The 22984-nt window shown below is 26.3% G+C and carries 20 protein-coding genes and 1 riboswitch; all 20 genes read left to right on the forward strand.

Features of this window, described 5'->3' with window-relative positions:
* The first annotated feature begins 4 nt into the window (after positions 1–4).
* The 20 genes from BUA77_RS04495 to BUA77_RS04590 all read left to right on the forward strand — a co-directional run bounded on the left by BUA77_RS04495 (position 5) and on the right by BUA77_RS04590 (position 22829).
* Positions 5–703, forward strand: a complete 699-nt coding sequence (locus BUA77_RS04495) for a DUF881 domain-containing protein (RefSeq protein WP_072887741.1) — start codon at positions 5–7, stop codon at positions 701–703.
* A 78-nt stretch (positions 704–781) separates the two neighbouring features.
* Positions 782–2461 carry a type II secretion system ATPase GspE gene (gene gspE, locus BUA77_RS04500; RefSeq protein WP_072887743.1) on the forward strand — a complete coding sequence of 560 codons (1680 nt, stop codon included), beginning with the start codon at positions 782–784 and terminating at the stop codon, positions 2459–2461.
* Positions 2462–2470: 9 nt separating this feature from the next.
* Complete coding sequence (locus BUA77_RS04505; protein ID WP_072887745.1) at positions 2471–3526, forward strand: type IV pilus twitching motility protein PilT; 1056 nt, start codon at positions 2471–2473, stop codon at positions 3524–3526.
* A gap of 17 nt (positions 3527–3543) precedes the next feature.
* A complete protein-coding gene (locus BUA77_RS04510; protein ID WP_072887747.1) occupies positions 3544–4755 on the forward strand; it encodes a type II secretion system F family protein in 1212 nt (403 codons plus the stop codon).
* Positions 4756–4797: 42 nt separating this feature from the next.
* A riboswitch (cyclic di-GMP riboswitch) is annotated at positions 4798–4881 on the forward strand.
* Positions 4882–4997: 116 nt separating this feature from the next.
* Positions 4998–5366 (forward strand): competence type IV pilus major pilin ComGC, encoded by a 369-nt coding sequence (locus tag BUA77_RS04515; RefSeq protein ID WP_072887749.1) that lies wholly within the window; start codon positions 4998–5000, stop codon positions 5364–5366.
* 88 nt (positions 5367–5454) lie between these two features.
* Positions 5455–6210, forward strand: coding sequence for a prepilin peptidase (locus BUA77_RS04520; RefSeq protein WP_072887751.1), 756 nt, complete (start codon positions 5455–5457; stop codon positions 6208–6210).
* Between the two features lie 14 nt (positions 6211–6224).
* Positions 6225–7295, forward strand: coding sequence for a type IV pilus assembly protein PilM (pilM, locus tag BUA77_RS04525; RefSeq protein ID WP_072887753.1), 1071 nt, complete (start codon positions 6225–6227; stop codon positions 7293–7295).
* 12 nt (positions 7296–7307) lie between these two features.
* Complete coding sequence (locus tag BUA77_RS04530) at positions 7308–7877, forward strand: PilN domain-containing protein (RefSeq protein WP_072887754.1); 570 nt, start codon at positions 7308–7310, stop codon at positions 7875–7877.
* Entirely contained in the window at positions 7877–9121 is a 1245-nt protein-coding gene (locus BUA77_RS04535) for a hypothetical protein (RefSeq protein ID WP_072887756.1), read from the forward strand. Before BUA77_RS04530 ends, BUA77_RS04535 begins: the two co-directional genes overlap by 1 nt.
* Positions 9118–9900 (forward strand): type IV pilus modification PilV family protein, encoded by a 783-nt coding sequence (locus BUA77_RS04540; protein ID WP_072887758.1) that lies wholly within the window; start codon positions 9118–9120, stop codon positions 9898–9900. Before BUA77_RS04535 ends, BUA77_RS04540 begins: the two co-directional genes overlap by 4 nt.
* Positions 9901–9911: 11 nt before the next feature.
* Positions 9912–12230, forward strand: a complete 2319-nt coding sequence (locus BUA77_RS04545; protein WP_072887760.1) for a pilus assembly PilX N-terminal domain-containing protein — start codon at positions 9912–9914, stop codon at positions 12228–12230.
* Positions 12231–12255: 25 nt separating this feature from the next.
* A complete protein-coding gene (locus BUA77_RS04550) occupies positions 12256–12768 on the forward strand; it encodes a PilW family protein (protein ID WP_072887762.1) in 513 nt (170 codons plus the stop codon).
* A 23-nt stretch (positions 12769–12791) separates the two neighbouring features.
* On the forward strand, positions 12792–18185 hold the full coding sequence (locus BUA77_RS04555; protein ID WP_072887764.1) for a DUF5057 domain-containing protein: 5394 nt from the start codon (positions 12792–12794) through the stop codon (positions 18183–18185).
* Positions 18186–18507: 322 nt separating this feature from the next.
* On the forward strand, positions 18508–19182 hold the full coding sequence (locus BUA77_RS04560) for a hypothetical protein (RefSeq protein WP_072887766.1): 675 nt from the start codon (positions 18508–18510) through the stop codon (positions 19180–19182).
* Positions 19183–19253: 71 nt separating this feature from the next.
* Entirely contained in the window at positions 19254–20336 is a 1083-nt protein-coding gene (locus tag BUA77_RS14360; RefSeq protein ID WP_159428948.1) for a YecA family protein, read from the forward strand.
* Positions 20337–20413: 77 nt separating this feature from the next.
* Positions 20414–20791, forward strand: coding sequence for a hypothetical protein (locus tag BUA77_RS04570; protein WP_072887771.1), 378 nt, complete (start codon positions 20414–20416; stop codon positions 20789–20791).
* Positions 20792–20839: 48 nt separating this feature from the next.
* Entirely contained in the window at positions 20840–21166 is a 327-nt protein-coding gene (locus BUA77_RS04575; RefSeq protein ID WP_072887773.1) for a hypothetical protein, read from the forward strand.
* 58 nt (positions 21167–21224) lie between these two features.
* Entirely contained in the window at positions 21225–21401 is a 177-nt protein-coding gene (locus tag BUA77_RS04580; RefSeq protein ID WP_084605498.1) for an aspartyl-phosphate phosphatase Spo0E family protein, read from the forward strand.
* Positions 21402–21548: 147 nt separating this feature from the next.
* Complete coding sequence (locus BUA77_RS04585; RefSeq protein WP_072887775.1) at positions 21549–22241, forward strand: cytochrome c biogenesis CcdA family protein; 693 nt, start codon at positions 21549–21551, stop codon at positions 22239–22241.
* 12 nt (positions 22242–22253) lie between these two features.
* Positions 22254–22829, forward strand: a complete 576-nt coding sequence (locus BUA77_RS04590) for a TlpA family protein disulfide reductase (protein ID WP_072887777.1) — start codon at positions 22254–22256, stop codon at positions 22827–22829.
* The last annotated feature ends 155 nt before the right edge of the window (positions 22830–22984 follow it).

Below are 22984 nucleotides of genomic sequence, written 5' to 3' on the forward strand. Positions count from 1 at the left end.
GACTATGAAAAAGGGATATTTATTCATAACAATACTTACTATATTCTTAGGGATAGCTATAGGAATACAGATTAAAAATAGTTATAATAATGAGCTTGAACTTTCTTTCTCTGATAGACAACTTGTAGATGAACTTAACAAAACAAAGCAGGAAAATAAAAAGCTTCTCCTAAAAAAAGAATACTTTAATTCACAAATTGAAATATTAGAGAAAAATAGGTTAAAAGATGAAGTTACTAAAGAATTAAAAGAAGATGTAGATGAATTGAAAATGGCTTTAGGGTATAAAGACGTTCAAGGACCAGGAATTATAATTAGAATAGATATACAAGAAGATATAAACTTAGGTTTTTTAATGGAAGAAAAAAATTTTTTAATTACACTTATAAATCAAATAAATGTTTATGGAGGTGAAGTTATATCAATTAATGAACAAAGAATTACTCCTTATTCAGAGGTAACTTTAGCAGGTAATCATATAAATATTAATTCTGTACCTATAGCCCAGCCCTATGAGATAAAAGTAATAGGAAACAAAGAAAGATTAAATAAATATATTAACGATGACAACTTATTAATTGATAATATGAAAAACTATAATCTTAATATAAATATAAAGGCACGTGATAAAATAATTATTATAAAAGCTGAAAGAGAAAAAAAATTAAAATATACAAAAACAGAATTAAATGTTGAATTTTAATGTAAAAATAAGTAAAATTATAATATGTTATATAATTTTGTATAAAAATGATGAAAAAATTAGTAGGTGATTTAAGGGATGCAAGATAAAAAATTAAAGCTAGGAGAACTATTAGTAACAGCAGGAAAAGTAACACAGGATCAGTTAAAAGAGGCTCTAAAAGAACAAAAAATTTATGGGAAAAAGCTAGGTCAAATACTTGTAGACAAAAATATTATAACAGAAGAAGAAATTATAGAGGTATTGGAGTTTCAGTTAGGAATCCCTCATGTTAATTTGGATAAATTTATTATTGATGCTCAAATCCCTTTACTAATAACAGAAAATCTTGCAAGAAGGTATACTTTAATACCTATAAAAAAGCAAAGAGGAAAGCTTGTTGTAGCCATGGCAGATCCTCTTAATATATTTGCAATAGATGATGTTAAAATAGCAACTGGAATGGATATAGACCCTGTTATATGTACTGAAAAAGAAATACTAAATGCAATAGACCAATACTATGGCAAAGAAGTAGCAGAAAAAGCAATAGAGGATTTTAAAAAACAATATAATCTTGATAATATACAAGATTTAGATGAAGAAATACTAAATGATATCAATAATGCTCCTGTTGTTAGACTTGTAAATTCTATAATAAAGCAGGCAGTGAAAGCAAAAGCAAGTGATATACATATTGAGCCATTTGAAAATGATGTAAGAATAAGATTTAGAGTGGATGGAGAGCTTCAGGAGGTTATGACTACCGCAAAATCAACTCATTCAGCAATAGTTACAAGAATTAAAATAATGGGAAAAATGAACATTGCAGAAAAAAGACTTCCACAAGATGGTAGAATAGAAATAACTATAGATAGACAAGAAATAGACCTTCGTATTTCAATACTTCCAACAGTATTTGGAGAAAAAATAGTTATAAGACTTCTTGATAGAAGTGCATTTTTACTTTCAAAAAATCAATTAGGATTTACATATAAAAACCTAGAAAGATTCGATAAATTAATCAAAAATCCTAATGGAATCATATTAATTACAGGACCTACAGGGAGTGGGAAAACTACCACACTTTATACTATATTAAGAGAATTAAATACAATAAATAAAAATATAATTACAGTAGAAGATCCTGTAGAGTATAAGCTTCACGGTATAAATCAAGTTCAGGTAAATAACAAAGCAGGGCTTACTTTTGCAAGTGGACTTCGTTCTATTTTAAGACAAGATCCTGATATTGTAATGATAGGTGAGATAAGAGATAGTGAAACGGCTCAAATTGCAGTAAGAGCAGCAATAACAGGACACCTTGTTATAAGCACAATGCACACAAATGATGCACCGTCTACAGTAACTAGACTTGTAGATATGGGAATAGAGCCATACCTTATATCAGCATCAGTTGTCGGAGTAGTAGCACAAAGACTTGTTAGAAAAATATGTGATAAATGTAAAACATCTTATACTCCTAGTGAAAAAGAAATAAAAACCCTTAAATTAAAAGAAAATGACCTTCTTTATAAAGGAACTGGATGTGTACACTGCTATAATAGTGGATATAAAGGAAGAACATCCATTCATGAAATAATGAATATAAATAAAAATATAAGAAGCTTAATAGATGAAAAAGAAGGTATAGATAAATTAAGAAAAGAATCAATAGATGATGGAATGATAACTCTTAGAGAAAACTGTAAAGAACTTGTACTAAATGGTGTAACAAGCTTTGACGAACTTATGAGAGTAACATACACTAATAATTAGGTGATGGATATGAATATATATGACTTACTTGAAAAAACAATAGAAATGGGAGCGTCAGATCTTCATATAACAGTAGGTTATCCTCCTGTCATGAGAATTAATGGAAAACTTATTAAATATGGAGAAGAAATACTTCTTCCAGATGACAACATAAAGCTAGTAAAGCAAATAATAGATGAAGAAAGATTTCAAAAGCTAGAAGAAAAAGGAGAACTAGATACTTCAGCTTCTTATCATAAACTAGGAAGATTTAGAGTAAATATATTTAAACAAAGAGGAACTTATTGTATGGCTATAAGGTCTGTAGCACTTAATATACCTTCTATGGAAGAGTTAGGACTTCCACCAGTTATAAAAGATTTAGCAAACAAACAAAGAGGTCTAATACTTGTAACAGGCCCTACAGGAAGTGGAAAGTCAACAACACTTGCATCAATTATTGATTATATAAATAAAAATAGGAGTTGTCATATACTAACTTTAGAAGACCCTATAGAATATTTGCATAAGCATAATAAAAGTATAGTAAACCAAAGGGAAATAGGAATGGACTCTAAATCATTTGCAAATGCACTAAGAGCGTCTTTAAGACAAGACCCTGATGTAATACTAGTTGGAGAGATGAGAGACTTAGAAACTATATCAATTGCTCTAACAGCAGCAGAAACAGGGCACTTAGTACTTTCAACACTTCATACAATAGGAGCTGCTAAAACTATAGATAGAATAGTTGATGTATTTCCACCTCATCAACAACCACAAATATTAGTTCAGCTTGCAGCAGTTCTTGAAGGAGTTATATCTCAACAGTTAATACCTAAAATAGATAATAGTGGAAGAGTTGCCGCTCTTGAAACAATGGTAGTAACTACAGCAATAAGAAATCTTATAAGAGAAGGAAAAACTCATCAAATACAAACATCTATACAAACAGGAACAAAATTTGGAATGCAGACAATGGATAGTGCATTAAGCAACTTATATTTAAGAGGAGTTATATCTAGAGAGTCACTATTAACTTATGCAGTAGATAAAGATATGGTTAGTAGATATACAGGAGTTTAAAGTAAAGAGGTGAATAAATGCCCAATTATAAGTATAGTGCTATAGATAAATCAGGAAAAAAAATAGAGGGAAAGCATACTGCAAACTCTAAAGAAGAAGTTTTATTAATGCTTAGGCAAAAGAATTACTACCCAACCAAAGTAGAAGAAGATATTGGAAGTAAAGAAATAAGACTTTCTGATATGTTTAGAAAAATAAAAACAAAGGATATAGCAGTTTTTTGTAGACAGTTTTATACTTTATTAAATGCAGGTGTTACAATAATTAACTGCCTAGATATATTAAGACTTCAAACTGAAAATAAAAAATTTGCTAAAATTATTGGTAATATACATGATGATGTTCAAAAAGGACTTACATTTTCGGAGGGATTAAAAAAGCAAAAAGACATTTTTCCAGACCTTCTTATAAACATGATAGAAGCAGGAGAAGTAAGTGGTAATTTAGATGTAATAATGGAGAGAATGGCAGTTCATTACGAAAAGGAAAATAAAATTAATAATAAAATAAAGGGAGCCATGGCGTACCCTATGATTCTAAGTATAGTAGCAGTAGGGGTTATAGTATTTTTATTGACATTTGTAATGCCAACATTTGTTGGAATGTTTGAAAGTAGTGGAGTACAGCTTCCTTTACCTACTAGAATACTTTTATTTATAAGTGAAATAATTAAAAATTACTGGTATATACATTTATTGACACTAACTGTCATAATTTATGGTATAATTAAGTATATGAAAAGTGATAGAGGTAAGAGTTTTTTGGGTATTATTAAATTTAGAATACCAATAGTTAAAGGGTTAAATCAAAAAATAATCACATCTAGATTTACGAGAACATTATCAACATTATTATCAAGTGGAGTTCCTTTGATACAGTCCCTTGAAATTGTATCAAAAATTGTTGGCAATATAATTGTAGAAAAAGGAATACTTAAAGCTAAGGAAGAGGTTAGAAAAGGTATAGACTTAGCCACTCCTATTAAAAATATTGGAGTATTTCCTCCAATGGCTACTTCAATGATAAAAATAGGAGAAGAATCAGGATCCCTTGATGAAATACTAGAAAAAACAGCAAACTTTTATGATGAAGAAGTAGAAACAGCACTTGAACAGTTTACAAAGCTTTTAGAACCATTAATGATAGTTGTTATGGCTGTAGTTGTTGGATTTATTGTTATAGCCATGGTGCTTCCAATGTTTGATATGATGAATACTATTGAGATGTAATTATATAACAAGTAAACTTGTTTTAAAGTTAACTTTAAAACTTAATATAGTGGAAACTATGAAGTATCTTCTGTATTTGGGCACCTGGAGGATATGGAGTGAGTGGTGCAACCGACCGCCAAGTATTAAGCAAGTTATTTGTTTAAATAGTTGGCTTTTTTTGAACAATGGAGTCTGTTAGGACTCGTTGGCGACATGAGCTATGCGTTAGCATAAAGCGAATTTTGAAAGGAGGTGAAAATGTGTTAAGAGCTATTCAAAAGAGATTAAGAAATAAAAAGGGATTTACGTTAATTGAACTTATCGTAGTTTTAGCAGTATTAGGAATAATTGCAGCTATCGCAGTACCTAATTTTACTGGTGTTAAAGATAGTGCAAAGAGAAAGGCTGACGAATTATCTGTAAAAACTATAAATAAAGCTATACAGTTATATATAGCAGAAACAGACGATGAAGATTTAAGTGAATTAAAAAATGGCAACGAAGCTGCTACAAAAAGTGTTGAAAATATGGTTAAAGCTCTTCAATCTAAAGATTATTTAGAAGATGATTTTGAACTTAATAATTTAGGCAACTATGATATTACGAATGGAAGAGTTGTAAAAAAATAAAAATCAACAGTTAAATTTAAAAAGATTATATTGAATATAGTATTAAATATCTAGCCTCATGTGAGGCTAGAATATATTTTAAAAGAAGGTGAGAAAAATTATTTCACTAATTTTCACACTAGGCCTATTAACAGGCTCATTTTTAAATGTATGTATATATCGAATACCAAGAGAAGAATCTATTGCATATCCACCTTCTCATTGTCCAAAATGCAATAATAATTTAAAGCCTATAGATTTAATTCCAGTTTTAAGCTTTTTATGGACAAGAGGTAAGTGTAGGTATTGCAGTAGTAAAATTTCTATAAAATATCCTTTAGTTGAAATATTAAATGCAGTAATTTATTTAACATTATACCTTAAATTTAGTCTTTCCATTTTATTTATAAAATATTCAATTCTTTTAAGTATTCTTATAGTAGTTTCATTTATTGATCTTAAGCATCAAATAATACCTGATAAAATCATAATTTTTGGACTTATATACAGTTTTATACTAAATATATTATATAATTTTAAAGTTAACATGTTAAATGGGACAATAGGACTAGTTATAGGTGGAGGAATATTTTTAATTATAGCATTAGTAACTAACGCCATGGGTGGTGGAGATATTAAGCTCATGGGAATGTTAGGTTTTATTTTGGGATACAAAAGCATTATATTAACAACACTTTTATCCTTCATAATAGGGGCAGTTGTATCTTTAATATTAATAGCATTAAAAATAAAAAGCAGAAAGGATTTTATTCCTTTTGGGCCATTTATAGCCATGGCATCACTTATAACAATCTATTATGGTAGTGAAATTATAAATTGGTATTTAACTAAAGTAATAATTTAATAGGGGGAATAAATTTGTTTAGTAGCAGTGTTTTATCTATAGATATAGGAAATAAAAATACGAAAATTGTTGTAGGAAAACATCAAAAAAATAGTGTATTAGTTGAAAAAGCCATGGTGATTGATACACCCCTTAATTCATATAGGGATGGAAATATACTAGATATAAACAGCTTAAAAACAGCTATAAGTAATGTTTTAGAAAGTGAAAAAATAAAAGCTAAAAAAACAATTTGTACAGTACAATCTACGTCTATTATTACAAGAGAAATAGTACTTCCTATTGCTAAAAAGGAAGAAGAAATGAAGACAATGGTACAATTTGAAATAGAGCAGTACCTTCCTATTATGTTTGATGATTATGTAGTAGAATACAAAGTTTTAGAAGAATTTATAGAAGATAATATAAAAAAAGGAAGAATAACTGTTGTAGCACTTCCTAAAACAATAGTAGAGGCTTATTTAAAATTATTAGAAGAACTTAATTTAAAACCAGTTGCTTTAGATATGAATTCAAATGCAATATCCAAATTATATGAATCTAAAGCTAAAATCAACTTAGAAAATTCCAGTTATGATAAAACTGTTGCTGTTATAGATATAGGACATAATTACTTAAATTTAAATATAATTTCTAATGGAATAGCACAATTTAGCAGAATTATTCCGGTTGGAAGTAATGATATAGATATTAATATTGCAAATATGTTTAATCTTTCAATAGAGGAAGCCCAGAAAAGAAAAATAGAAGACTCTACATTAGATACTTTAGAAGCAAACAAAAATAATCTTATTTCATCTCAAATATTAAATGATGCTCTAAAGGGAAGTGTAGATAATTGGATACAAGAGATTAACAGAATATTTCAATACTATATAAATAGAAATAGAGAAAATAAAATAGAAGAAATATATTTACATGGAGGGGGCTGTAAAATTAAAGGTTTACCAGAGTATTTTAAAGAAAGACTTAATATTCCAACCTTTAAAATAGAGAATATATCAAATATCAAACTTAATAAAGCATTAAAAGATATTGAAATTGATAAGTATTTAAACTGCATAGGTTCAATTATACGAAAGTAGGTAGGGAGATTTATGAAGGATTTTAACTTTTTTTCACCATATATTGATGCTAATAAAACTTCAAAAAGGAATAATTTGATTGGAATTTTAAGTTTTATATTATTTATAATGATTATATCTTCTTTTTCAATATGGACAAATATGAAAATTAAAAATTTAGAAAAAGAAAAAGCATCTTATGAAGAATATTTGAATTCAGAAGAAGTAACCAAAAAGATAAAAGAGATAAATGAGAAAAATAGAAAAATAGAAGTCATGAAAAAATATTATGATTCAGTAATGGATATTAATGTAAAAATGGTTGAAGCTGATAAAATAAATACTATATTAATGGGTCAAATAGCATCATCTTTACCTCAAGATGTATTTTTTAAATCTGTAACTATAGATGGAGTAAGTGTTCAAATAAAAGGAGTATCAAAGAGAAGAACATCTATAGCAGAACTTGAACATGAGTTAAAGGATTTAGATATATTTGATTCAGTTCATGTTTCAAATATAAGTAAAAAAGAACAATATGATGAAGAATTAAATGACTTCACATTCACCTTAAAATGTACAATGAAGGATGGTGAAATGTAGTGAAGTTAACAAAAAGAGAAAAAATAATGCTTACAATTTTAGGTCTTTTAATTATTATAGGAGGATACTATAAATTTATATTAAGTTCTCAACTTGAAAAAGTAAATCAGCTTGAAGAAGAAGTTGCTAAAAAAAGAGCTGAGGTTGAAAGAATAAAAATTGAAATATCTCCAAATAGCCATGTTCATAAGGATTTTAAAATAATAAATGCTAAAGTAAAGGAAAGTACAAAGCATTTATTTCCTGTTATAAATCAAGAAAAGATAATAGTAATTTTAGACGATTTATTAGAAAAAGCTAATTTACAAGTACCTTCAATTAGCTTTTCTGAAATAGATATAAATGAAGTTGATGTAAAAAAGCCACAAGAAAAAGATAAAGATTTTTTAATAAAAAATTTAGTAGAAGAATATAAAAGTAATATAAAAGAAAAAAAACTTAAAGCAAATAATGAAGAAAATGAAGACCTACAAGAAGATAAAGAGGAAAACCAAATAGAGAAAATGACTGTGACAATTAATTATAAAGGTAAATATAAAAATATAATTGACTTTATAACAAAATTAGAAGAATACGATAAAAAAATAATAGTGAATAATATATCAATATCTGCTAAAAGTGGAGAAAACAATGATGAAGAGTTAGTTATAGATGAAAAAAATGAAGTAAAAGGAAGTATTTCTTTAGACTTTTACTCTCTTCCCAAAATTCATGAGCAAGATGAAGAATATTTTAAATGGGATTTTGATAATGGATATGGAAAAGATGACCCTTTTGTCCCTTATGCAGGATATACAGAATATAGCAATAATAAAAAAATTATAAACAATGATTTTATAATGACTGTAAAGCCTATATCATCTGATCTTCCTACTGTTATTATTGGAAGAGCCATGGATAAGATGGGAAAAAGCTATGTATATGCAGATAATTCAGGATTTGAAAATGTAGAATTTCAATTAATACAAGTTGATAAAAAATACTATTACAAATATAAAACTCAAGGAGAAAGTTATCCTAAAGATTATGAAAATGATATGATAGAGTTTTACCCTCGTGGAACAAATGTAAATCTTAATATAATAAGTAACAAGAGAAATGGTGAAAAAGATAATAGTGGTATAAATTTATCTTTAGTTAACAAAACAAATCTAAAATTAAATGTAAAAATAGATTATGAAGATAATGAAAATCCTAGAGTAAAAATAGTCAATAAGCTTGGAAATGTTAAGGTGATAAAATGATAAAATCTAATAAAGGTTTGACGCTTGTGGAGCTTATTGTAAGTTTAGCTATACTTGGAATTATTGTAGCTCCATTATCATCTTATTTTGTAAATTCAATAAAAATTAATATGAATTCAGAAAATAGGATGAAAGCAAATTTATTAGCACAAAAGTATATGGAAGAAGAAAAACATAATGATGTAACTAATGAAAAGGATGAAACAATATCAGACGGAGACTTTCAAATAAATAAGAAAGTAGAAAAGTATGATTCTTACAGTATACAAAAAGGAGATGAATTTAATACTGATTGTCAAATCGAAATAGGTATTGAAGATGAAAGGTCTAGAGAAATTAACTTTTATAAAGAGGTAAATTCAATCTCATTAGAAATTGATGAGGATGATAAAATTGATGTTTATTTAAAAAAAGAAAGTGATGAAAGTATAACTGTAGAGTTTAAGCATGAATCTATTACAGTATCAAGCTATAATATAACTTTAAATGAAGATTTAAAGGATATTAATATAAAATTAACCTGTAATGGAAGTAGTAATGTAACTTTTGAAGTATATGCTTTAAATGATGTAAAAACGAATATATATATTATAAAATCCATAGATAGTAATAATTTAATTAAAGTAAATAATAACCAAGGAAAAGTATATGTACACAACAATATTTATGATGATTCAGCTAAAAAAGATGAAGATACATGGGTGTATAAAATTACTATAACTGTTTTAAAAGATAATAATGAATTAGTAAAATTAGTAGGGTTTAAAAATATTAAGTAGGGGCAGATAGTATGATTAGAAAAATATTAAAATCTGAAAAGGGCTCTACACTGACAATGGTATTAATGACTCTTTCTGTACTAAGCGTTTTAGGAACTGCTGTAATGTCTTTAAGTATCATGAACTTAAAAATGAAGATAATTGATCAAAAAAGTAAGACATCATTCTATTTATCAGAAGCAGGACTTGAAGAAGCTTATGCAATTATGATGAATAAAGTTGAAGAAGGAATACAAAAAGGAAATGAAGAAGTTGAGAATAATTTATCAAATTTCATAGCTAGTGAAAGATCAAAAGAATTTGCAGAGCCTCCAGAAATTGCACAAGATAGCCCATTCATCAATTCGGATGGAAGTGTAGATGAAGATAATATTAAAATTAAGATGCAGGAGTGGTTCACAAAAGGATATACTAATTATTTAAATAAAGAAGAAAATAATAAAAATTTACTTAAGAAAGAATTAGAAAAATTAAGTAATTACAGTGTTTTAGATAAAGAGATAGACACTTCAAGAGCAATAATAGAAGTAGAAAACATAAATACATATGCTAAATCTCCTATGATGAATGAAAATGAGAATTTAGATGATTTTGAGGATGAGTTAAACCGATATATAGAATCTAAGTTTGAAATTATTATAACCTCTGAATTTACTCACAATGATATAAGAAAAAAAATAAGAAGTACATTTTCAATAGATATACCTAAATACGATACTCCTTATTACGTAGGTAATGAAATTATAAAATTAAGAGAAAATGTACTTTGGAGTAAAGCCTTGATATCTGAAAAAAATATAGTTGTAGAAGGAAATGATGTAACTATAAATGGAGATATATATGCTTATGGAGATGAGAGCAAAACTAATATAAAAGATAGAGGGATTATAGTAGGAAATAATAATGAAGGAAATTTGGTAGTAAACGGAAATGTTATAACTGGAAGTTATCTTCAAACAAAAGGTAATAATTCTAGTATAACTATAAGTGATGGAGATGTGTATTGCAACACCTTGGCGGTACCACAATTACAGGAAAGTTGTAATATAACAGTAAATGGTAATGTAAACACATATGATGATATAGAACTTAATGGAACCCAATCTAATATAAATATAAATGGTAATTATTATGGTTTTTCATATGGTTCAGATGGTCATGATAGAAGCAGTAGTATAATTGTTAATAGTGACGATATAGGAAAAACTAATGGGTCTAGCATAGAAATAACAGGAAATGGTAAAGAGAAAGAATATTATGGTGCTTCACAAGAAGACGGAAAGGGAACATTCATAGCAGGAACTGTATATATAGCTTTGGATAATGAAGATTATCAAACAGGAGAAAGTATATCTGTAAAAGGAAACTATAAAGGATATTCAAAAGAACTAAATGATGGAAGTAAATATGATAAAAGTAATGTTAATTTCAATTATTTTTCTCCGCTTTACTTAATGGATAGTATCAATAATAGTTCAGATCCTATTTATAAGCAAAGAGGAGAATATTTAAAAGCAGTATATGATAGTGACGATAGTATTTTAAATTTAGGAAATGGTGCTATAGATATTCAAAATATTAAGCATAGCCTTGGAGATTATATAAAGAAAGAGGATATAAATTTATCATTAATGGAAGGGAATTTTACACTTGATTATACTAATGCCTTTGACAAAAACCTTAAAGAATATAAATACTATGTAAATAGAATGGGTGATTCTCAAATAAATATTGATAATATTTTAGATAACAATGATAACAATACTAATTTGGATACTAGATTATATATAACAGATAGATTTAATTTTAGTCAGAACTTTATTCCTGATACACAAGAAAAAAAGCAGAAAATTATAGATGACAAAGAAATATTCTTTGTAAATGATAATTCAAGCAAAGTCTTTTCAATAGTAGGCCCTAGTGATGGAAATCCAGTTGAAAGATATAATGGAGATTATACTATAAATTTAAATAATAAAGAATTAAAAGGAATAATAGTTACAAAAGGCGATGTGTATATATCAGGAAATATTGAATTTACTGGAGCAATAATAACGGAAGGAAATATTTATATAAAAGATAATAATGAAAAAATATTCAATAATCAATACAGTGAAGATTTAAGAAATAACAATTACGTTATAAAAAAAATATGTGAAGATAAAAAAACAAAAGGAACTCAAATAGGAGATTTATTTAAACAAGATGATATAGGAGATAAAGAATTAGATATTGTATATGAATTAGAAGCAAATATAGATGAAAATATTAATAGTTATTACAGATTTTCAGATATTATAAAGATTTCAAGTTGGCAGAAATTAAGATAAAAACTTGATAGAAAGGTTGTAAAACATGAAAACTCTTAAAAATATAAGAGGATTTACTTTGATAGAATTACTTATAGTTTGTGCTATAGCAGGAATTGGAATTAGTGCTGTAGGGTCATTTTTAATATCAAATTATAATTTGTTTTTTAGAGCAGAGGATCAAGTGAATGTACAGTATGAAGCTCAAAATGCAATGAATGAAATTATTAATAAGGTAATGGAAACAAAGGGGATAAAATTAATAGAAGGAGAAAATAATTCAATAACTATAAATACAATTGGAAATCATGAAATTGATAGAATTGTATTTGATTTAGAGTCAGATGATTTAGTATTCGAACATAATAATGAGACAATATTTTATGGCCATGGAGATGATGCAAATACTGTTTTGTCTCAAAATATAGAATCTCTTCAAATCAAGCCTATTTCTACAAGCTATAAAGATTGTAGAGGAATTACAATAACAATTATAGCTGTAAAAAATGGTTATCGTGTTGAAGTTAAGAATGAAGTTTATTTTAGAAATAAAGAGTAATGTTAATAAAAAGGAGGGAGATTATGAAAAGGATATTGAGGAAAATAACAAGTGTTTTTTTAATCATTACTATGATAATGAGCTTATTTTTATCATTTACCTTAGATTCTTATGCTCAAACCCAATTTGATAATAACAATGGTAATTGGAATAAAAAGAGAGAGATTAAAAGGGATACTGATGAAGCTCAATTGATGGTAAGAGTGGGGGATATTGACAACTTTGGTTTTGGTTGGCCTTATAACTTCAATCCTTTTTCTGGGAATGATACATCTGTACACACCTTTCCTTGGAGTACTCCATATAATGAACCTCAAGGATTAGATAGGATAATGGTTGTATCTGGGTATGATTATTATAAATGGGTACAAGTTAGATATTGGAGGTCATGGCCACCTGGATGGGTATATTATAAGAAGAAAGTATTACGCAAGGATCCAGTTGGAATAAAAATAGATGGATATACTGAACAAACTAGTAGACCAAGTAATGAGGTAAAGCCAATAAATTTAAAGTACAGCAAAGATTTAAATGGAATAACTGTAAAAAATGCTATTCTTCAAATGTTTGTAGACGATTTTCAGCCAGGAAGTGCTCATGGAATTACAAATGGGAATGTTCATTACAAAGTCTGGATAGATAATACGGAGATTCCAGAATTAGAAAAAATAATTAATTCATTAGATCAATCAGGGCCTAGAGGTAAGATGATTACTTTTCAGATTCCAGATAGATACTTAGACTTAGTTAGAGATGGAAATTTATCTATAAAAATAGATGATACAAGATCTGGGATTACAGGAGATGGTTATGCAATTGACTTTGTAAAATTATTAATTAATAATAAGGGATTTACTAATACTGGAACTATAGAAGGCTGTGTAAGAGATTCACAAAATGCAAATATAAAAATATCAGGAGCAATAGTATCGGCAGGAGGAGTTGTAAGTACTACTACAGATAGCAATGGTTATTTTAGATTAGAAGATGTTCCAGCGGGTCAGGCTCTTGTAACTGTTTCAAAGCCAGGATATAAATCTCAAACTAAAGCTATAAATGTAGTTGAATATAATACCATAAGAAATCAAAATTTCAATTTAGTGAGAACTGAAAAAATTTCTACACCTATATTCGACTATAACCCTAAAATACCAACAAGAGAAGATGTAATAGTAACTATAAATTATCCAGGAAATCCAGAAATAAAGGAGTATAAAATTAATGATGAGCCATGGCAAGAATATAATGGATTAATTATTATGACTGAAAATGGAATTATTCAAGCAAGAGGAAAAGATATATATGATGAATATGAAAATGAGTCTGAAATAGGAAGGTTAGAAATACATAATATAGATAAAACACCACCAACAGCAATAATAAGATATAGTACAACAGATTTAACTACAGATAATGTAGTAGCAACATTAGAACCAAGTGAGGATGTTACAGTTACTAATAATAATGGGTCTTTAACTTATACATTCACAGAAAACGGAAGCTTCGTATTTGAATTTGAAGATGCAGCAGGAAATAGAGGAAGTGCAACAGCAACAGTTAACAATATAAATACGTTTAAATTAGAAAATTTAAATGTATTAGAAGTTCAACCGAATAGAAATTTTGAACTTAGCGAAGATATGTTTAGTTCTATATCTGAGAATATAACTATAGATAAGATGTCAATGGTAGAGTTTATATCTACTATAGAAAAAATAAATGGTAAATATGATATTGTTTATGTAGGTAATAATGGAGGCGGATATACTCATATAGGTGATAGACCGAATAAGTTACCTCAAAATGGAAAGAAAAATGGTTCAGAGTCAGAAGAATATTATAGTGAAAATGATATTACTAATAGAAAAGCAGCTGACTTAAAAGATTATATAGAATCAGGACAGCTTACTATATTTGATAGTAGTATATTTGATGATTCATTGAATCAAACAAAATTATATAACAATTTTAAAACAGATATTTTAAAAGATAATGTAAAACTTACTAATGATATATATAGTGAAGATATAAAACAACTTTATGTTAATTCAAATAAAAGAATTATTTTTAAAATAACAGATTCTCCTAATGATTATAATGGAAATGAAAATAGTTATGAAAGTAATAAAACTATGAATTTTAGGTTTAATTTAGAAAATTTAAATACTACAAATGATTCATCTAATCTTATGACTATAAGATTATATATAGATAAAAATGGAGATGGATTATTTAAAGAAGATGAAATAGTTGAGCAAACAGGATCTAGAGTAAATGGTCAAGGATACGTTATAAATCATTCTTTACCTGATGTATTTACAGGAATGATGCCATGGAAATTAGAAGTGGAGGATGCTGTGACACATGTTAAATCTTATGAGATAGGTTATCCAGCATATAAGGGAGAAAAGTTAAAAATTAGAGTACTTCAATTAGTTCCACCAAAAAATACATTTAGCATCAAAAGTATGAAAGTTCCACTGAACACAAAATACTATGAAGTTGAAGTAACGGAGTTAACGACTACAGAGTTTAAAAATAACTATCCTAATTCTATAAATAAAGGTGGGGAAATAATCCAAACAAAACTAAATGGTAATTATGACATGATTATTTTAGGATTTGCGGATGGTTTTGAAAATGGAGATTTAACAATTGAAGCAATAAATGAAATTAAAGAATTTATAAAAACAGGGCAAAGTGTAATGTTTACTCATGATACTATGAGCTATCATGTAAATAACTATGGAAAACAATGTAAAAATTTAACTCAGCAATTTAGAGACATAATTGGTCAAAGTAGATATAATAACAATCCTTTAAAAAATAATAACAATATAACTTATGATAATGATGAGTATTACTCTGAGGAGATAGTACATGATTCTTTACCTAATTCTAATAAAATTTCATATGGTTTTACTAAAGGAATTTTAGATGTTAAAAATAATGTGGCTTCAGGTCATCCACAAATTAGCAAAACATATAAATTAAATGAAGGATTATATACAAGATATCCATATATTTTAGCAAACAATCCTCAAAAACAGCTTAATGTTGCAACTACACATGAGCAGTACTTTCAGCTGAATTTAGAAGATGAAGATGTTATTCCATGGTTTACACTAAATGGCGAAAGTAATACTAAATTTAAAAATAGTAATCGTAAATACGTTTACGATAAGTATGATGGAAGAAATAATTATTACACATACACAAAAGGGAATATAACTTATTCAGGTACAGGACATAGTTCTCCAAATGGAACAGGAAATAAATTAGATGAGCATAAAATGTTCATGAATACTATAATTAAAGCATCACGAAGTGCAAATCATGCTCCAACACTAGAAGTCAAAAATCTTGATGAAAATAAAATTATATCTAAGTCTCAAGAAACATTTGAGTTTAGTTTTACAGCAAATGATATAGACGGTGATCCTTTAAGTGGAGAAATATACATCAATGATATATTAGTTAGAAGCTATGGAGAAGGAGATATTAACAATAATGAACCAGTAGGTGTATCAATAACTATTGCAGAACTACAAAGAATTGTAGGAGATAGTGAAGATTTTACAATTAGAATTGTAGTTGAAGATTCAAAAGGAGCAGTAGCAGAGCAAAATGGAAACTTCAATATGAAGTTTGTTGATAATCCAGTACTTAACTTAATTAAAGATAGAGAAACAAAATATTTAGTAGGAGATACAGCTATAATTAAATTACAAGCCAAAACACAAAAAACAAGTGATGATTTAAATACTGAAATTAGAAATATTAATTATAATATTAGTTTTGATAATTCTAATGGAGGAATAGAAATTAGTGATACTAATTGGGAGCTAGAGAATATTATATTTAATCCAGATCCAACCCCGGGTATTCAAGAAAAGGATTTTACATTTAAAGTGAATAAAGAAGGTAATTACAATATAAGTAATACTTTATCATATGAGTATTCAAATTTTAGTGATTTAGGTAGTCAAAATATTAATTATGACTATACTGTATCTGTAAAACAGGGAAAAATTGAAATTGAAGTATTAAATACTGATGGTACTGCTTTTGATAATGCTCAGGTTATGATTACAAAATCAAATGGAAAAACTATAACAGTTAATACTGATGAATATGGATATGTAGCTTTAGAAAATGAATTATCAGGAACAGGAACATATACTATTTCAATACAAGGTTTAGATGAAAAGTATATGGTAAAAGGAAATAATCAAAGAAATGTAAATCTATCATATGATAATTCAGATGAAAAAATAACATTTGAAATAATAGATAAAACTAAAATAGGATTAAACTTAACATCAGAAGGAAAAAATGGATATTTAGTAGGAGATACAGCAAATATTAAATTAAAGGCAGTTGCTCAAAATGAAGATGAAAACTTAAACACTACTATTAGAGATATTAATTATTCTATGACGTACAATACTGATGCTCTAGAATTAACTACCGATAGCAGTTGGGAATTAAATGATGTACAAATTAATGGAGAAAACATTCCTAACAATAAAGAACAAACTAAAGAATTAAGCTTTGACATCAAGAAAGAAGGAGATTATCAAATAATTAATACTGTATCGTATAAGTATCTAGAAAATATGACAGATGTAAGAAATGCTATACATAATATTAAAGTTAAATCTGGTAAAATAAAAGTAAAAGCAGTTAATCATGATAATACTCCTTATGAAAACGTAGAAGTTAAAGTTACTAAAGGTGAAAATGTTATAGCTCAAGGAAGAACAAATAGTCTTGGAGAGTATAATTTAACTGATCAACCTTCAGGAAACTATACAGTTTTAATAGAACTTCCAGGAGGTTTTGAGGCTACAGGTGGTAACTCTAGAAGTTTTAAATTATCATATGATAATGCAACAGAAAATATAGAATTTAAACTTGATGATAGTGCAGTGATAGTTAAAAATGGAGTATTTGCTAATAAACAAGTTAATGAGACTAGTTTAAAAGTAGTAAAAGGATATGACCTTAATTTAGGAGTAGAATTTAAATCTTATGACAAAAAGCCAGATATTAGATTTGAATTAGATGAAAATATTAATAAGATAGAGTTTACTTTATATAGAGCTGATGATTTAAGTTCACCTATAAAAAATATTGCTGTTTATAAAGTAGAAAGAGATATAAATGGGGATGAAATGGGAATTACTAAACTAAGTGATGGCAATGAAGTTATAGATTTAAGTAGTATATCAGGAAATAAAGAATTAAAAATAGAGATTCCTCAAAGTGATACTTTTAATAACCACTATATTTTAGAGTATAAAATATCACAAGATGCACCAGAAAATTCTACTTTAAATAACAGAGTTACAATAAATAAAACAGCAAGTAGAGAATTTGATATAAAAGTTGTACCACTACCTAAATTAGAATAATTAAAATTAAAGTTTAAAAAGCTCAGATTAATCCTCTGAGCTAAATAAGATAAAAACTTTAGAAGAAGCTGTTAAAAGAACACTAGAGTAAATACAAGATAAAAAATATGAACAAGAGCTAATTGATAAAGGTATAAAATAAATAATCAAAATAGGAATTGCATTTAAAGGAAAGGAAGTTTTAATTAAATCTATAGAGAATAGAAAGTAGTAAATTTCATTGCTTTCTATTCTCTTTTTCTTTTAATTGGAAATATAAAAAGGATATTTACATATATTTATAGAAATATAATAAAAGTAAAGAGTAAGGACTGGTGAGAATATGGGGGAAAAAGTTATAGTTTTAGAAGATACTATAACTAAAATGAAGCTTGATTATCTTTACAATGGAAATGAAAAATATCTTAAATTTTGCAAAAAACTTTATGGAATAGACTGTAAAAAGTGGAACAGTTACTTTTGGGAGCTTTATATAGTAAAGTTATTTGAAGAGGAAATTAAAGAAAAGCTAATTGAAATATTAAATGCAAATGATATTTCACAGAAAATATCTAAGGATACACAAGAGGAAAGAGAAAGAATAATAGTATATAATTATATTCAGGGGTATATATTTGGATATAATAATTTAGATTTAACTAAAAAGTTAGATGATATATCAAGAAAAGTATTTTTAGATAAAAAAGCAAATAAGATTCACATAAGTGAAATAATGAGAAGTAGATATATGAGAAATTATAATGAATTCATAAATATAGAACTTGAAAAAACAGATAATAAGCAGGGTATACAGGATATAGTTTATAGGTTTTGTGTAAATGGAATATACCCTAAATTAAAAAAAGTGAATTTTAATAATAGTTCTATATTGATAAAAAATTCACTTTATAATATTGTTTTAAAGGATTGTATAGAAAAAAATAGAGAAGGAATATGGGATGGAATAATATCAAAAGTAATCAAAACAATTGACAAAAAATATAAGATTATAATGTAGAATATTTTAGAAAAAAATGATATAATAAAAAATTGTATCTGTCTAAATTGAAAACTATATATTGTAAGGGAGTGAAAGTTAACTTGGTAGGAAGAAATGATTTATGTCCATGTGGGAGCGGTAAAAAATATAAAAAATGCTGTTTAAATAAAGATAAAAAAACTTTAATGTTAAAACAAAAAATTGATTTTTCACAAAAACATGATAGGGATATTTCACAAAAGTTATATTCGTATTCTAGAAAAGAAAAATTTTATGATGAATATCTAAAGGCTCAAGAAAAATTTTTCATTTTAAATGATAAAGAGATAAATAAGAAATTTTCATCATTCTTTAACACATATTATCTTCAAGATTTTATAACGAGTATGAATAAAACAATAGCTATTTCCTTTTATGAAGAAAATAGTAATAGTTTAAATGTTATAGAAAAAAATATATTAAAAAGTAAATTAAAATCATATATCAGTATTTACGAAATTACAAGTATTGAAGAAGAAAAAGTTGTACTTAAAGACTTGATATTAAATAAAGAAACTTATGTAGAAGATGTAAATATTTTAAAAAGCTTAAATGTTGGAGAATTAATAATTGCTAGAATTGCTAAAATAGTTGAAGTAAATAGATTTTTAGATACGATTCTTTCTATATCACCTAAAATTAAAGATATAATAATTAAAGATATTACTAGTATATATGAAAATAATAAAAATACATATAAAAATATGGATACTTTCTTAATTTACAATACAAATATATTCTACAAATATATACAACAGCTTCTAGAACCTAAAATAGGAGAGTATTTAAGAAAAAATAAAAAAGACAATAGTAATAATATTAAGGAATCAAAAGAAGAAAAAGAAATAAAAAAAGCTAAAGAAAATAATGATGATTCATGTTCAGTAAAAAAACTTGTTAAAGAAAATATAGAAGATGAATACTTAGAAGTAGCATTAACAATTTGGGAAGAATACAAAAGCTCTAATAATGAAATAAAAGGAAATGAAAATGGATGGGCATCGGCACTTGAATATCATACTAAAAAAGAAAAAGGAATAAGCGTTACTCAAAGTGAAATTGCTAAAAAGTATAAAGTCAGTCCAAGTACTTTAGGAAAAAGATATAAAGAAATAAAATCAATACACAATTAATATAGATTATATTAGAATTACTATGATATAATATTTGTAGATAAAGTGCTTATAACTATGTAGAAAGAGGGATAAAAATGAATTTGACTTTAGGAAAAGAAATAGCTGTTTCAACTAGCTATATTAAATCTAACCCTGCTGTGCCTATTTATAAAGGAGAAGAAACCTTTGATAATTTATTTGGTATGATATATCACATAGAAATAGGATTTTATGAAGGTAATGATGAAAAAGTAAAAGAATATATAATTATAGATTTTAAAGAATATGAATTATCATCACAAGATAAAGAAGGTTTAATAGTTAAAGCTAAAGAATATTGTGAAACTAAGAATATAGATTTAGAATCTAAAGGAGAAATATTCTTATTAGATAATGAAGAAGCAGAAAGCTTTGTAGAAAAATTATTTGATAATATGAAATTTATAAGAGGACTTACTACTAAAAGGGGTTAGTCCTCTTTACTTTTGCTACCAATTAAGTATTTTAAAGGAGATGATAAAATGGATTTTATCGGTGTTGAAGAAATACAACCATACGAGAATATTTATGAATATAAAATTTTCAAATATGATGATGTAATAGAACTTGGAAATAATAAAAATTTTATATGTGATTTAAAATTTATAAAGTTAAACATAAATCCTTTATATAAAGAAAAGGAAATTGAAGAAAGTGTTGGATATGCTATAATAGAAAATTTAAATAAAAATGTCGATATAACATTAGAAGATATAGAAAAAAAGATAAAAAAATTTATAATTCGAGAAATTCCACTAATAAATATAAATGAAAAGTCTATAAATGTAATTTTTGGTCTAAATAAATAAAATGAATATTGTTGATTTTTATGCTATCATGGTGTAAATTTATTAAAGGGGGGGTTGTATGCAAAATATAAAAGATTTACAAATCAATATAGAAATATTAAGGGAAAGGTTGAATAAATTAATAGAAGATAATGATTTCAAGCTAGGAAATAGAGAAATAATAGATTTAAGTCAAAAATTAGACACCCTAATAGATACTTATACAAAGATTAGAGGTAATAAATTTCTCTCTTGAAATAAATATATAAGATTTACACTTTTAATATGGAAAAGTCTACTTTGAAATATTTCGAAGTAGGACTTTTATTTTTTTGAAAAAATTATTAATTTAAATATACAATATACCTATATATAGTATAATGTAAAAAAAGGAGGTTTTTATATGGAAGATATATCAATATGGATAGCCATAATGGCTGGTTTTTTGTCTTTTTTTTCACCTTGTATATTACCTCTTATTCCTGCGTATATAACTTATATAACTGGAACATATGTAGAAGAGGAGCTTAATGATAAAAAATTATTTGCGCTTACTAGAACATTAGGATTTGTAGTTGGGTTTTCAATAATATTTATGATAATGGGAGTATCAGCAAGTTTTATAGGAAAACTATTCATAAAATATAAATATGTTTTTAGTAAAATAAGTGGGGTATTAATTATATTGTTTGGGCTTAATATGATAGGTTTTTTAAATATAAATATTTTAAATAAAGAAATAAAAATACTAAAAGCACCTAAAAAAATCTCTAATTGGTTTAGTTCAATAATTATGGGAATGGCGTTTGCAGCGGGATGGACTCCTTGTTTTGGAGCAGTATTAGGATCTATATTAATATATGCTTCATCAACTACTACAGTTTCTAAAGGATTCTATTTATTACTTGCATATTCTATAGGAATGGGGGTACCATTTATAATAACTTCGCTAATCATAAGTAGATTTGGAAAATTTTTAAATAAATATGAAAAAGTCATTCCTTATATAAGTAAATTTAGTAGTATTATAATTATCGGTTTTGGCATTTTAGTATTTTTAAATAAAATGAGCATAATAGCTAATATGTTTATATAATTGGAGGGAATTATGAGTAAAAAAATTATAATAATAAGTATACTTCTAATAGCTGTTTTGGGAGGTACATACTTATTTAATGTAGATAATAATATGAAAGATAATATAAAAAAAGATAAAGAAAATATAGAAATTAAGAATCAAAAGATGGTTGAAAATGGTATATTTTTTGTAGAAAAAGAAAAAGATGCACCAGATTTTACTTTTAAAAATTTACAAGGGGAAGAAGTATCATTAAGTGATTATAGAGGTAAAAATGTTATTATAAACTTTTGGGCTACATGGTGCCCTTATTGTATTAAAGAAATGCCTGATTTAAATAAAATATATTTAGAGAATAAGGATAATGATTTTGTAGTATTAGCTATAGATATTGGAGAATCTAAAGATGTTGTAGATAAATATTTAAAAGATAAGGATTATAAATTTTCTATTTTACTAGATGAAGAAGGAGAAGTTGCTAATAGTTATATGATTAGAGGAATACCTACATCTTATTTTATAGATAAAGAAGGTAAAATAGCAGATATAAAAATGCAAATGATGACTTATGATCAAATGAAGGAAATGGTTGATAAATTAAAATAAGCTGGGACTTTTCCCAGCTTTTAATTTTTATAAATCTTTGATATAATTTATTGAGTTTTTTATAACGAATAGGAAATTATATTCCTATTTAAATTGTGGATAAATATAAATTCCGTTATGAGTTTCAAAAAAGTCTACATTGTAAAATCTTTAGA

This window comes from Tepidibacter formicigenes DSM 15518 (genome assembly GCF_900142235.1).
Lineage (GTDB): Bacteria > Bacillota > Clostridia > Peptostreptococcales > Peptostreptococcaceae > Tepidibacter > Tepidibacter formicigenes.

What these genes read in the sequence shown, in the direction of transcription:
- BUA77_RS04495 (WP_072887741.1), top strand. Translation starts at nt 5, where the DNA reads ATGAAAAAGGGATATTTATTCATAACAATACTTACTATATTCTTAGGG.
- gspE (WP_072887743.1), top strand. Translation starts at nt 782, where the DNA reads ATGCAAGATAAAAAATTAAAGCTAGGAGAACTATTAGTAACAGCAGGA.
- BUA77_RS04505 (WP_072887745.1), top strand. Translation starts at nt 2,471, where the DNA reads ATGAATATATATGACTTACTTGAAAAAACAATAGAAATGGGAGCGTCA.
- BUA77_RS04510 (WP_072887747.1), top strand. Translation starts at nt 3,544, where the DNA reads ATGCCCAATTATAAGTATAGTGCTATAGATAAATCAGGAAAAAAAATA.
- BUA77_RS04530 (WP_072887754.1), top strand. Translation starts at nt 7,308, where the DNA reads ATGAAGGATTTTAACTTTTTTTCACCATATATTGATGCTAATAAAACT.
- BUA77_RS04540 (WP_072887758.1), top strand. Translation starts at nt 9,118, where the DNA reads ATGATAAAATCTAATAAAGGTTTGACGCTTGTGGAGCTTATTGTAAGT.
- BUA77_RS04545 (WP_072887760.1), top strand. Translation starts at nt 9,912, where the DNA reads ATGATTAGAAAAATATTAAAATCTGAAAAGGGCTCTACACTGACAATG.
- BUA77_RS04550 (WP_072887762.1), top strand. Translation starts at nt 12,256, where the DNA reads ATGAAAACTCTTAAAAATATAAGAGGATTTACTTTGATAGAATTACTT.
- BUA77_RS04555 (WP_072887764.1), top strand. Translation starts at nt 12,792, where the DNA reads ATGAAAAGGATATTGAGGAAAATAACAAGTGTTTTTTTAATCATTACT.
- BUA77_RS04560 (WP_072887766.1), top strand. Translation starts at nt 18,508, where the DNA reads ATGGGGGAAAAAGTTATAGTTTTAGAAGATACTATAACTAAAATGAAG.
- BUA77_RS04570 (WP_072887771.1), top strand. Translation starts at nt 20,414, where the DNA reads ATGAATTTGACTTTAGGAAAAGAAATAGCTGTTTCAACTAGCTATATT.
- BUA77_RS04575 (WP_072887773.1), top strand. Translation starts at nt 20,840, where the DNA reads ATGGATTTTATCGGTGTTGAAGAAATACAACCATACGAGAATATTTAT.
- BUA77_RS04580 (WP_084605498.1), top strand. Translation starts at nt 21,225, where the DNA reads ATGCAAAATATAAAAGATTTACAAATCAATATAGAAATATTAAGGGAA.
- BUA77_RS04585 (WP_072887775.1), top strand. Translation starts at nt 21,549, where the DNA reads ATGGAAGATATATCAATATGGATAGCCATAATGGCTGGTTTTTTGTCT.
- BUA77_RS04590 (WP_072887777.1), top strand. Translation starts at nt 22,254, where the DNA reads ATGAGTAAAAAAATTATAATAATAAGTATACTTCTAATAGCTGTTTTG.